Origin of the sequence: Shewanella halifaxensis HAW-EB4 (assembly GCF_000019185.1) — a bacterium.
GTDB classification, from domain to species: domain Bacteria; phylum Pseudomonadota; class Gammaproteobacteria; order Enterobacterales; family Shewanellaceae; genus Shewanella; species Shewanella halifaxensis.
This window is the reverse complement of the sequence record NC_010334.1, coordinates 3309970-3322229: the sequence shown is the minus strand read 5'-3', so window position 1 is coordinate 3322229 and position 12260 is coordinate 3309970. Positions and strand designations below refer to the sequence as shown.

Sequence of the window (12260 nt, the reverse complement as noted above, 5' to 3'; positions counted from 1 at the left end):
ATGAAAAACAGCAAAACTAGAGCAGATTAATATGCCACGTAAAATAATGTTGGTTCCAATCGGGAGTGGTGTCGGTCTTACCTCTATAAGTTTAGGTATGGTGCGGGCATTTGAACATCAAGGTGTGAAAGTTCGCTTTTTTAAGCCTATTTCGCAAATTCGAGTGGGTGATAAAGGCCCTGAACGCTCTAGTACCATTTTAGGAAACTCTCCTCGAGTCAATCCTATTGAGCCTTTTGAGATGGCGTGGGCGCAACAGCTTATTCGTGAAGGTAAAAGTGATGTATTGATGGAGCAGATTATTGCAAGAGTCGCTAAAAGTATTGATTCAACAGAGACTCTAATAATCGAAGGGCTTGTTCAAACTCGCAGCCAACCTTTTGCTAATGATGTGAATTACGCAATAGCCAAAGCGCTTGATGTCGATGTGATTTTTATTACTTCGCCGGGTAATGAACAACCCGATGATGTTAAAAATCGAATAGAAATAGTCTGCAACCGTTGGGGGGGGGCAAAAAACCAACGAATTGCGGGGGTTATTGTTAATCGTATCGGGGCGCCTGTTGACGATGAGGGAAGAATTCGACTCGATCTTTCTGAGGTGTTTGACAGTAATGGCAAGCTTGTATTCGACAATAAGAAGTTAATGCGCAGTTTGAGTACTGCTTCTGTGCCTGTTTTGGGGGCTATTCCTTATAATCCAGATCTTGTTGCTCCTCGAGCATTAGATTTAGCAAAGCACTTAAATGCTAAAATTATTAATTCTGGTGAAATGGAATTAAGACGCCTACGCCATGTGACATTATGTGCTAGAACCATACCGAACATGGTTTCCCATTTCAAAACTGATGCGTTACTGGTGACATCCGGTGATCGCAGTGACGTGATTACCGCTGCCTGTTTAGCGGCAATGAATGGGGTTAAAATTGGTGCATTATTATTAACAGGAGGCGTGGATCCTGCCCCAGAAATACTCGAACTTTGTGCTCAGGCTTTGGCTACAGGTATGCCGATTTTTTTGGTGAATAGCAATACTTGGCAAACGGCGCTTAATATTCAGCGCTTTAATCATGAAGTTCCCGTAGATGATATTGTTCGCATTGAAGAGGGAAAAGAATTTGTTGCTAAACTCATAGATAAACAATGGGTTAAAAGTGTAACTAAAGATTCATCACGTGAGCACCGTCTATCACCTCCAGCTTTTAGATTCCAACTTACAGAAATGGCACGTGCTGCAGGTAAAACGGTGGTCTTGCCTGAAGGTAATGAGCCAAGAACGATTGAAGCTGCGACTATATGCGCTCAACGAGGCATTGCTAAGTGTATATTACTGGGTGATAAAGAAGAGATCACCCGTATCGCTGCACAAAAGGGACTGACACTTGGTGATGGCGTGGTGATCGTTGAACCTCATGCTGTTCGAGAACAGTATATCGAGCCAATGCTGGCCTTGAGACGCCATAAAGGGTTAACCGAAGTGGTGGCAAAAGAGCAACTTAAGGACAATATGGTGCTAGGCACCATGATGGTTGCCCAAGGAGAAGTCGACGGTATCGTCTCTGGTGCCGTAAATACTACGGCTAATACGATTCGGCCTCCACTGCAGTTGATAAAGACAGCGCCAGGTTCAAATTTAGTATCATCAATCTTTTTCATGTTGATGCCTGAGCAAGTACTTGTTTATGGTGATTGTGCAATTAACCCCGATCCGTCTGCTGAGCAGCTTGCAGATATCGCGATTCAATCGGCACAATCTGCGGCTTCTTTTGGTATAGAGCCAAGGGTAGCGATGATCAGTTATTCCACCGGGAATTCAGGATCGGGCTCAGATGTCGATAAAGTGAGAGAAGCTACACGAATAGCAAAACAGAAATGCCCAGAACTGATTATCGATGGGCCATTGCAATATGATGCGGCTGTAATGCCAAATGTAGCTCAATCAAAAGCGCCCAATAGTCCCGTTGCTGGCCAAGCGACAGTATTTGTATTTCCGGATCTTAATACAGGTAATACCACTTATAAAGCGGTTCAACGCAGTGCAGATCTTATCAGCATTGGCCCAATGTTGCAGGGCATGCGAAAACCAGTTAATGATCTTTCGAGAGGCGCCTTGGTCGATGATATTGTTTACACAATAGCACTGACAGCCATTCAGTCTGCGCAGACTGCATTATTGGAGTAACGGATTACAAGTTTTGCTTGATAAAGCACCAAGTGGCAGCACTGGTGCTTTTTTTATATTGAAATAAAAATAGTCAATCAAGGGATAGAGTTAAATCGTGATGGACATCAAAATTCTATTTATGTAGTCGCGATGAGTATCGAAAATTTGATGCAATTATATATTGCGAAATCGGGAAAATGGTCGTGATTGTTATTGAGTAATATAGAGACAGTTTAGAAATAACGTCTTTATACTCTGGGGTCTAATATGACAAGAAAACATTTAATTGAGATAGTAATTTTTATGACATATGCGCTTTTTGCTATGTCATGGGTTGCGGGTTCCATGATGACTACCAATATCATGGCTTACTATAATATTGAAGGAATGGCCGCTGCGACATGGATGACCAATGCGATTACTATCGCAAAAATCATTGGTAATTTAGCAGCAGCTTGGCTACTTGTGAAAATGGGCCCTAAGAAAGCCTTTACCTTTGCTTCAATTTTAATTGTACTCGGCGCACTTGGTGCCTTTGCATCCAGTTATCCTATCTATGTTATCTCCCGACTTATTATGGGATTCGGTGGTGCTTTTGTTATTGTTTACTTTAATCCTATTGTAGTGAAGTACTTCACTGCTGAAGAACGTCCAATGATTAACGGTATTAATGCGGCAGCATTTAACACGGGTAACTTACTTGCAATTTTGCTAACGGGTACGCTGATAGCCAATTTTCAGACATGGCAGAATGTTATTTTAGCCATTTCAGCAGCCAGCTTTGTTGTATTAGTTATCTGGTGGTTTGTGAGTGACGATTTCTCTCTAGATGGCGGTTCTAAGAATGGTGCTGTAAAAGAGACATATACGTTAAAAGATGGTTTTAAAGATCCAGTTAATATTTGGCTTCCCTTTGCATATTCTGGCTTACTATTTTGTTATATCTCAGTATTTGCATTGTTTCCTATGGTTCCAACCTTTGCGGCAGAAGCTAAGTATTTATCATCAATAATGATTGGTGCCGGTATGGTGGGTACCATTGCTGGTATTATTACAGCTAAACGTTACCCTCTTAGAGTGCCTGTTATTCGTTATTGTGGTTTGGCTATGACTTTGTTTGCTGCAATGATGATCACAACGTCGAGTGCTGAAATTGCATACTTTTCCGCCTTTATGGCCGGATTCTTCATGTTTGTTCCTATGACCGCACTGATTACTCTGCCACAGGAATTACCTAACATGACACCTACACGGATCACTGTGGTGTTTGGTATGTTTTGGTCTATCTCTTACACCATTGAAACAGGGCTAATGTATATTGCGGGTGTATTGGCTGATATTACTGGTGACATTGCGATATCGGCAACCTTTGCTGTGACTTGTTCATCTACCTTCTTTATTGCTAGCTTCTTTTTACCTGAAACCGGTAAAAGAAAACCTGTTCCATCATCAGTCACTGTAACGAAATAATTGGGAAGTATTATGAGAAATGTAAGTGAAAAACTCAAACCTTGGCTAGATAACTTTAATACACAAATAGCAGTTTTAATTGAAAACGGCTTTAAGCCAACAGCGACTAATGCACGTGAAGGTTTAGCTAATCTGACGAAAGGTTTAGTGACAAATATTCCTGATATTGCATGGGTAGCCGACGATTTGGTCATGAATGAACAGTACAATGTACCCGTACGTATTTATCATCCGGTGCCCACTAAAAAATTACCTGTAATTGTGTATTTTCATGGTGGTGGACACATGGCTGGTAGTGTCACGGTTTACGATCCCATTTGCCGTAAACTTGCCAATGCGACTCAACATATCGTGGTATCGGTTGACTATAGACTGGCACCAGAGTGCCCATATCCTGCTGGCGTGAATGACGGTTATGCAGTAGTTGAAGGGATCTGGGCAGTACTCGATGGACGTTCAGTTAATTATCAGAAGCAACTATCCGTAGTCGGAGATTCTGGTGGTGGCGCATTGGTGGCTAGCGTAAGCGGACGAGCTCAATTTGATAAGTCGGTGATTATTGACAAACAGGTAATGATATACCCAAGCCTTGATTACACAATGGACACTCCTTCAATGGATCAAAATGCCGTTGGGTACTTATTACAAAAAGGCAAAATTGGCTGGTATTTTGATAACTATTTTAGTGAAGCTGACGACAGAGTCGCTGCATCCCCACTGCATGGTAATTTAACCCGCGCATTACCGGAAACGTTAGTATTTACTGCTGAATTCTGTCCATTAAGAGATGAAGGCAAAATGTACGTAGACAAAGTTAAGCAAGCGGGTGGTAAAGCAGAGTTGATACACTTTGATGATATGATCCACACGTTTTTGAACATGGAAGACCTTGTTCAAGCTGAGTGCGATTTAGTTTATCGAACAATGGGTGAGTTTTTGAATCGATAATTGCTTTCAACCATTGTTTTGACTAACAAAAAAGACCGTTTATAGATTCTATTCGGTCTTTTTTCTTTAAAATTCAAAACTGCTGATATTAGAATTTAAGGTCGCTTTAACTTCATGCTGTTAAGTTATAGTTGCACTTCAGAACCCTGTTTGTCTTATATAAGCGATAGCGAAAAGACTTTTGAGAATATTCAATTAATAGTCAAAGCTGATTTATTTGTTACTCGACTTCAAAAACGCTCGCGACTTCTCTAATGCTTTTTGGATCTCATCTTTCATCCGTTGTAGTTCGTTGTAATCTTCGAAGAAGTAAGTATCCACTAAGTGCCTGATGTAACGCACGGGGAGCTGGTTGAGTGTGACGCAACATAGATCGGCTAAGTAATCTTCGGGCAGTTCATCTAAGAGTCCTTCATCGGAAAGCAGTTCTAATAGTAGTACTTCGTAGTAATTTCTTATTTCTAATTGCATGTAACACTCCTTGTGTAGCCACTATAAAAGCCACTTAATCCGGTTAAAACGGGCTACCAGAGGTTGTTCGCGGCAATAAAAATTGGCTATGACGAATACTTAAATGAGTTCAAACTTTACTCTATCCGCCGCCAGTGACACAAGCAATGGCTATTTTAAGTTATTGTTAGATGTTATTTATTTTGTGCACAGTGAGTCCGTTTTATGTCATAGGGAGATGATTGTTTACTAACGGGAAAATTCTATTAGCAGTGAGTAGAGCGGCTATAGGTACAAATCTTGGTGCTTAGGATTAGGGCATTAAAGGTGAGAGGGTAACGCCAGCGTAGAGTCGCTGGCGTGATATAACAATGGGAGCCTACTCAATTTAGAATTGGCTCAGGCATTATCTTAAAGTTGTTTAATGGCCCAGCTCATGAACTCTTTACGTGTTTGTTCATCAGCGTGTAACCACCAGTATTGCAGCATTTGCTCGGCTTTTGCTGCATCATCACTTGAAGTCACAGGTGCTGTGGTACTTGTTGCTGAAACTGCTGGCAACGTTGCAGCGGCCGCAGGAGAAGGCTTGCTAACCGGGGCGCTAGGCGTTGATGCAACGGCTACAGCGGCTCCAGTTACTACCGCGGCTTCAGCGTCTAGGTCTGTGGCGTCATTGCCACTGAAGAAGCGAGAAACAAAAGACTCTTCACCGATGTTCGTTTGAGTGACTTGATAGCTAACATTGCCTTTGTCTTCGCGAGTAATCACAACTTGTGGCGCCTTAGCAAAGCTTTTTGGGTTTTTAACAAACTCACCATCGGCGGGTTTTAGTTGATAGCTATAATCGCCATCGACATCAATTGTCACAACGAAGGCATTGGACTTGATGTTAGTTTCACTGTCGCTAAAATCATCTTCAACGAGATCGTTATAGCGGATAGCAATTTTATGAGTGCCTTTATCAAGCTCAATCTCTGATTTATGATTAAAAAGGCTAGTCTTGATCTCTTGTCCATCAACTGCGATGTATTCAAAGGCCATTGGGATGTTGAAGTCAGCGGCAAAAACTGCTGAAGAACCACATAGAGTAAGAAGTGCGGTAATGGTTAAACGTGGTTTCATTTTTGTTCCTTAACGATTTTGACTCTTAAAAGGTCGCTCGAATAATTGGATGCGGTCTTCGATATAGCTGGTAGCTTGTCGACATTTACCTAGCCGACTGTGCAGAGAAAGGATCTCATTCTGCAGCTTGATTTTGTCAGCACTATGACAGTTTTCAAGTGAAGATTGCAAATTTTCAATTTTTTGTTCAATAATCTTAGCCCAGTTCAAATGTTTGTTAAGTTCTTCATAGAGTTGATGGCTATTTTGCATCACGTTTGAGGCAATCCAGCTAAAGCCACTTTCATTATGAGACTTATTTCCGCGTTTGATTGCATAGGCTCTGCGGCTACGTTTTTGCTGTTCAATGGATTTAACATTAATACCGGTTGTCATTAGGGCTCGTCTGAGCGCACTAAATCTATCTTGAATTTTCTCGCAGCTAGAGACAATCGTGTGGGGGGAGCGATTGGCTTTTAATAGCTGTTCAAGTTGAGCAATGTTTTTACCGAGTTGATCGATACAAGGCTGGAGCTGCCCACCCACTTGAATAAATAGCTCGTTATTAAAGCGTTCGACATCTTGCATCATTTTACGCTGCCCTGGTGGCAGACGATGATCATGCTGCAGTACTTCTTGCTCCAGCTGCTTGAGCTGTAACTTGAGTTTTTTTATTAGCTCATCGGTGGTCATAACCAAGCACTCCAAACTAACTGTGCCGCTATTAATAGTATAACGGTGATAAAAATAGGTCGAATAAACGGCAGGCCAAATTTTATGGCAGAATGCGCGCCGATATAGGAGCCTGCCATCATGCAAAGTCCCATCGATAAACCTATGACCAAGTGAACCTTTCCTAGCATGAGAAAGATAATCAACGAGGTGAGGTTACTGGTAAAGGTCATGGCTCTGGCGAGTCCACAACTATAGAGCAAAGGCAGTTTATGCAAACCGGTACTCGATACCGTCCAGAAGGCACCAATACCTGGGCCTGCAAAACCATCGTAAAAGCCTAATGGTAAGCCTTGTAGCCATTGCCTTAGTTTGCTCTTAGGTTTAGTTGGAATTTTATGGTTGTGATCGCCCATGGCATTGGGCTGAAACAGGGTATAGAGCGCGATGGCGATAATCATAATCGGCAGCCATTTTTCAAGCCATTGATTATCAATTAGGTAAACAATAAAGGTACCTATTACTGCGCCTATAAAGGTGGCAATAAAAGTGTGATACCACAAAGATGGCGAAAATAGCCGCTGTTTATAGTAAGTGTAAGCTGCCATTGAGGAGCCAAAACATGCGGCTAGCTTATTGGTACCCAGTGCCATATGGGGTGATACGCCCATGGTTAACAATGCCGGGATCGACAAGAGTCCACCGCCGCCAGAAACAGCGTCGATAAACCCAGCAATAAAACCCACTAATGCGAGTATGGCCCAACTACTTGGGTCGAGAAGTAAATCCAATGCTTATCCTATTCAATTACACGGCGAAAAGGTGGTAGGGCGTCGAGCAGAGATTTTCCATAGCGCTTCGTCACTAAGCGTCTATCTAAGATTGAAATCCGGCCATAATCCTGTTCTTTACGTAGTAATCTACCACAGCTTTGCACTAGTTTGCGTGAGGCATCTGGGATCGTAAGCTGCAAAAATGGGTTGCCACCTTTAATCTTGATATATTCTGAGTGTGCTTGCTCAACAGGCGAGGTTGGCACGGCAAAAGGAAGCTTAGTAATAATAAGGTTAGTTAAATAGTCACCGGGCAGATCGAGACCCTCAGAGAAACTACCTGTGCCAAAAATAATGCTCGGCTTACCTTCATCACAGCGCGCCTTATGTTGCTTGAGGATCTCTTGTCTTGGCAGTGTACCTTGAATGAGTAAGCCTGTTTTTATTTTACTTTCGACTAAGTCGGCGACTTTTTCCATCTGCCAATAAGAGGCGAACAAGACTAAGCTTGCCATCTCGTCTTCGACCAGTTTGATGATATGCTTGGCTAGCTCATCGGTATACTTGTCATCTGTTGGCTCGCAGTCCATTTTGGGTAAAAATAGGGTCGCGTTTTGCTCAAAATCAAAAGGTGAGTCTAGGGCTAGGTAGCGACTGCCGTCATTAATCGATAATCCGACTTGATGAGTAAAATGATTGAAGTTGTTTAGTGCGCGTAACGTCGCACTACAAAGTACGACACCTGCAGCCTTATCCCACAATAGGTTTTCCAGCATAAAGCCGACCTCAATTGGCGAGGCACTAAATAGGTAATCGGCTTGCTTACCGGTTAGTTGCTCAATCCAGCGTGCCATAGGCGCACCTTTTGGGCTGTCTTCTTTGGCCATCATCTTCCACAGCTTTTGCAAATTCTCAAGCCGTTGCAGCATGAACCCTGTCTCAGATAGTAATGCTTCAGATTGATGCTTGGGGATCTCGCCATCTTTTATCGCTTCGTTCAGCAAGCTAAGCATTTTATTAAATTGCTTTAGCGCTAAATTGGATGCCGTTGCCAAGTTTTCTGCTTGAACCAATAGTGCTGACGGCAATTTTCCATGCTCGAAGCGGAAGCGATTTTCTGGGTTATCAAATTTTGCAGATTGCGCGTCACAAAACTGTGCTACTTGATTCAGTAGTCCCGAAATATCACCGATATGATCGAGCATCGACTGCGCGGGCGCGATGATATAGTTGCTCTTAATCTGGTTCTGAAGTTTGCTGGTGGTTTTGCTCAGCTTATCGAGCCAGTCGGTTGCGCCGCGCACGGTAGACTGCGCGCTACTAAAGTCTCTTGCGACAATCGGTAGGTGGTGCGCTTCGTCGATGATGTAATACATATCTTCTGGATCGGGCAAAATCACGCCGCCGCCAAGTTCTAAATCGGCAAATAGCAAGCTATGGTTAGCAATAAGCACATCCCAAGTGTCGATATCTTCACGTGCCTTATGGAAGGGGCAGTTTCGATGGCTAGCCAGTTGGCGATGGCAGCTATGTTTGTCGCAAGCGATCTGTTGCCATAGATGATCGGGTAGTGGCTTAGTTAATGTATCGCGCTCGCCATTCCAAGTGCCTGCTTGATAGTCTTTTAATAAGCCTTCTAGCATATCGACCTGGCTTTGGTCTGGCTTGGTTTGCCACATCGCCATCTGGCTGCTGTTATCGGGACCGACTAACATCTCTAACTTAGATAGACAGACATAGCGTTGACGACCTTTGACTAAACCAAAGGTAAAGTCGAGCCCAGATTGTTGCAGAAAAAATGGCAGGTCTTTATGTAGCAACTGCTCTTGCAGTGCCACTGTTGCCGTTGCGATGCAGACTTTTTTCTTACTGGCTAATGCCAGTGGAATTGAGCCAAGAATATAAGCCAGTGACTTACCAATACCCGTGCCAGCCTCTACCACGATAATGCGGCGCTGTTTGTCATATTCCCCAGCAAGCGTTTTTGATATTTCCGCAACAATATAATTTTGCTCCCGACGAGAGCGAAAGTTAGGCAAGGATGTAGAAATGCCCTTATATATAGTACGAATTTGAGTTTTAACGTCTGCGGATAACATGAATGCACTAAGCTAATAAATAGTGCTGTACATAATAACAGTGATTACTTAGCCTAAGAAGCGTTTAGTGATTAATAGTGCATTTAATTGAGTATAAAGTATGAATTCAAGCTTGAGCGAACAGCAAGTGATTAAAGGTCGAGTCTTGACTCGCCATGCGGTCAATCGGCAGGGCAGCCTGATCTTGCAGTATTTTGTTCAAACCGAAGCGGGGCCAGTGACTGTTGAAATTCCTCATCAAGAGCATGTTTGCTTTATCCATACCAGTGATGAATTCCGCTTATTACAAAGCACAGACCTAAGAGGGGTCCGCTGTAGTACGCTAGCACTTAAGAGCTTTCAAAATATTCCTGTATCAGGGCTTTATTGTGGCGATGCACGCCAGTTACGCACGTTAGTGAGAGCCGCAAGAGATCTGGATATTGAGCTGTTTGAATCAGACGTAAAAACCGAGCATAGATTCTTGATTGAACGCTTAATCGCATTAGATGCGGAGTTTCAGGGGCAGTTTCAAGAGCCGTCCACTCAAAGCCCACAAGTCATAGCCCCGGTCTCAGATCTAGCCCCAGCGAAGCGTCAGCCACTGTTTATTGCTAATAGGGCGCGTAGAACTGAATCGACGATAAGGCTTAGAGCCATCTCTTTAGACTTTGAGTGTAGCTTTAGCGGCGAACTCTACTCTGTTGGCCTGTATGGACAAACACTTGACGGTATTGTCTACCAAAAAGTGATTATGGTCGGTGAGCCCGAGGAGACGGAGCAAGGCTACATCGAATGGGTTGCCAATGAGTTCGAGCTCATCATGCGACTAATAGCATGGTTTAATGAATATGATCCCGACATTATCATTGGTTGGTCAGTGGTCACTTTCGACTTGGCGTTACTTTATCGCCGAGCGAAATACCATAACATCGCCCTCAATATCGGTCGTGATAATCATCCTCTTAGCTGGAAAGTCGAAGATAAGTTTCGCCCAGAAACATTGTCGCTCCCAGGCCGAGTCGTATTAGATGGTATTGATTGGCTTAAGGCGGCCTTTTATCAATTTGAGCGCTACTCGCTCGAATTTGTGTCACAAGTGCTATTGGATGAAGGTAAAGCGATTCATAACGTTGATAACCGCATGGATGAAATCAACAGTCTGTTTTTGAATGACAAACCGGCCCTAGCTCACTACAACCTTACCGATAGCCGCTTAGTTTGGGATATTTTTGAAAAGACCCAATTATTTGATTTTGTCATTGAGCGCGCCAAGCTGACCGGTCTTGAGCTTGGCCGTGTTGGCGCCTCGGTGGCGGCGTTCAATAATTTGTACTTGCCTCACCTACATCGAGCGGGTTTTGTTGCGCCAAGTAAACCCGTTAGTGATGGCATAGAGAGTCCGGGTGGGTATGTGATGGACTCGGTTCCGGGCCTGTACCGCCATATTTTAGTGCTTGATTTTAAAAGTCTATACCCCTCAATTATTCGAACTTTCCTTATTGATCCTAAGGGCTTAGTTCAAGGACTTAATCAATTGCTTAATCAAGGGCAAGACGAAACTGTACCCGGTTTTCTCGGTGCTAGGTTTAGCCGTGAAAAGCCGATACTCCCCATGTTAATCAAAAAATTATCAGAGGAGAGGGAGTCCGCCAAGAAACACCTGGATGCGCCGCTATCGCAAGCAATAAAAATCATCATGAACTCGTTATATGGCGTACTGGGATCCCGCGGCTGTGTGTTTCACGACGCTCGCTTAGCGAGTTCGATCACCATGCGTGGCCATGAAATCATGAAACAAACAAGGCGTTGGATCGAATCTGAAGGCTATGAGGTCATCTACGGTGATACCGATTCCACCTTTGTTTGGCTTGGCAATGACTTTGATCCCGCTAAGGTGCTGCAAACCGGTAAAGCACTGGCTAAAAAGGTCAATCAGTTATGGGGTGACAAGCTTAGTAATGAGTTCGATCTAGAGAGCTTTCTGGAATTGGAGTTTGAGACCCATTTTGAACAGTTTTTTATGCCTACACTAAGAGGCTCTATAGAAGGCTCAAAGAAACGCTATGTTGGAACTAAACGTAATAATCTGGGGGACTCTGAATTAATTTTTAAAGGCATGGAGCAAGTTCGTAGCGATTGGTCGCCGCTCGCAAGGCGAATTCAATATGAGCTTTATGACAGATTGTTCCAACAACAAGACGTTGAGTCTTACTTAAGAGAAATCGTAGATAAGCTAAATCGTGGTGATCTTGATAATGAACTGGTTTTTACTAAGCAGTTAAGGCGTGATCTAGAGGAATATACCGCTAAGTCTGCCCCGCATTTAAAAGCCGCCCGCAAACTCTGTGATGCAACGGGGGACTCTCAGTACGGTAAACGCGGTGCTCGAATTGAGTATGTGATGACATTAAATGGTGCTGAACCTGTACTATATACTTCTGCATTAATTGATTATAACTATTATCTTTCTCGGCAATTAGAACCGATTGCTGAACCAATCCTTACAATATTGAAAACAACTTTCAACAAAGTTACTACAAATCAAATGTCGTTAATTTAAGGTGTTCATCATTAATCGATCGCTAATTAAATGTTAATGTT

Annotated in this window: 9 protein-coding genes; 4 read left to right on the top strand and 5 right to left on the bottom strand. The window is 43.1% G+C overall.

The window, feature by feature from the left end; all coding sequences use genetic code 11:
- The first annotated feature begins 31 nt into the window (after positions 1-31).
- The 3 genes from pta (at position 32) to SHAL_RS14180 (ending at position 4582) form a co-directional block, all read left to right on the top strand.
- Positions 32-2182: a phosphate acetyltransferase gene (gene pta / locus SHAL_RS14190; RefSeq protein WP_012277818.1), complete on the top strand. Its 2151-nt coding sequence runs from the start codon at positions 32-34 to the stop codon at positions 2180-2182.
- 285 nt (positions 2183-2467) lie between these two features.
- A complete protein-coding gene (locus SHAL_RS14185; RefSeq protein WP_263053406.1) occupies positions 2468-3634 on the top strand; it encodes an MFS transporter in 1167 nt (388 codons plus the stop codon).
- A 12-nt stretch (positions 3635-3646) separates the two neighbouring features.
- Positions 3647-4582, top strand: a complete 936-nt coding sequence (locus tag SHAL_RS14180; RefSeq protein ID WP_012277816.1) for an alpha/beta hydrolase — start codon at positions 3647-3649, stop codon at positions 4580-4582.
- Positions 4583-4795: 213 nt separating this feature from the next.
- Here SHAL_RS14180 and SHAL_RS14175 read toward each other — a convergent pair whose 3' ends face one another.
- From SHAL_RS14175 to dinG, 5 genes are all read right to left on the bottom strand, one after another.
- The gene (locus SHAL_RS14175) at positions 4796-5053 is read right to left on the bottom strand and encodes a late competence development ComFB family protein (protein ID WP_012277815.1); all 258 of its coding nucleotides are present in this window, start codon (positions 5051-5053) and stop codon (positions 4796-4798) included.
- Positions 5054-5443: 390 nt separating this feature from the next.
- Entirely contained in the window at positions 5444-6154 is a 711-nt protein-coding gene (locus SHAL_RS14170; RefSeq protein WP_012277814.1) for a DUF2057 domain-containing protein, read from the bottom strand.
- Between the two features lie 9 nt (positions 6155-6163).
- Complete coding sequence (locus SHAL_RS14165; protein WP_012277813.1) at positions 6164-6826, bottom strand: primosomal replication protein; 663 nt, start codon at positions 6824-6826, stop codon at positions 6164-6166.
- A complete protein-coding gene (locus SHAL_RS14160) occupies positions 6823-7596 on the bottom strand; it encodes a sulfite exporter TauE/SafE family protein (RefSeq protein WP_012277812.1) in 774 nt (257 codons plus the stop codon). Before SHAL_RS14160 ends, SHAL_RS14165 begins: the two co-directional genes overlap by 4 nt.
- An 8-nt stretch (positions 7597-7604) precedes the next feature.
- Entirely contained in the window at positions 7605-9677 is a 2073-nt protein-coding gene (gene dinG / locus SHAL_RS14155; RefSeq protein WP_012277811.1) for an ATP-dependent DNA helicase DinG, read from the bottom strand.
- Between the two features lie 100 nt (positions 9678-9777).
- Between dinG and SHAL_RS14150 the strand changes: the two genes are divergently transcribed.
- Entirely contained in the window at positions 9778-12219 is a 2442-nt protein-coding gene (locus SHAL_RS14150; protein WP_012277810.1) for a DNA polymerase II, read from the top strand.
- Positions 12220-12260: the final 41 nt, after the last annotated feature.

Coding starts and splice junctions, on each gene's coding strand:
- pta (WP_012277818.1), top strand. CDS start 32: ATGCCACGTAAAATAATGTTGGTTCCAATCGGGAGTGGTGTCGGTCTT.
- SHAL_RS14185 (WP_263053406.1), top strand. CDS start 2,468: ATGACATATGCGCTTTTTGCTATGTCATGGGTTGCGGGTTCCATGATG.
- SHAL_RS14180 (WP_012277816.1), top strand. CDS start 3,647: ATGAGAAATGTAAGTGAAAAACTCAAACCTTGGCTAGATAACTTTAAT.
- SHAL_RS14175 (WP_012277815.1), bottom strand. CDS start 5,053: ATGCAATTAGAAATAAGAAATTACTACGAAGTACTACTATTAGAACTG.
- SHAL_RS14170 (WP_012277814.1), bottom strand. CDS start 6,154: ATGAAACCACGTTTAACCATTACCGCACTTCTTACTCTATGTGGTTCT.
- SHAL_RS14165 (WP_012277813.1), bottom strand. CDS start 6,826: ATGACCACCGATGAGCTAATAAAAAAACTCAAGTTACAGCTCAAGCAG.
- dinG (WP_012277811.1), bottom strand. CDS start 9,677: ATGTTATCCGCAGACGTTAAAACTCAAATTCGTACTATATATAAGGGC.
- SHAL_RS14150 (WP_012277810.1), top strand. CDS start 9,778: ATGAATTCAAGCTTGAGCGAACAGCAAGTGATTAAAGGTCGAGTCTTG.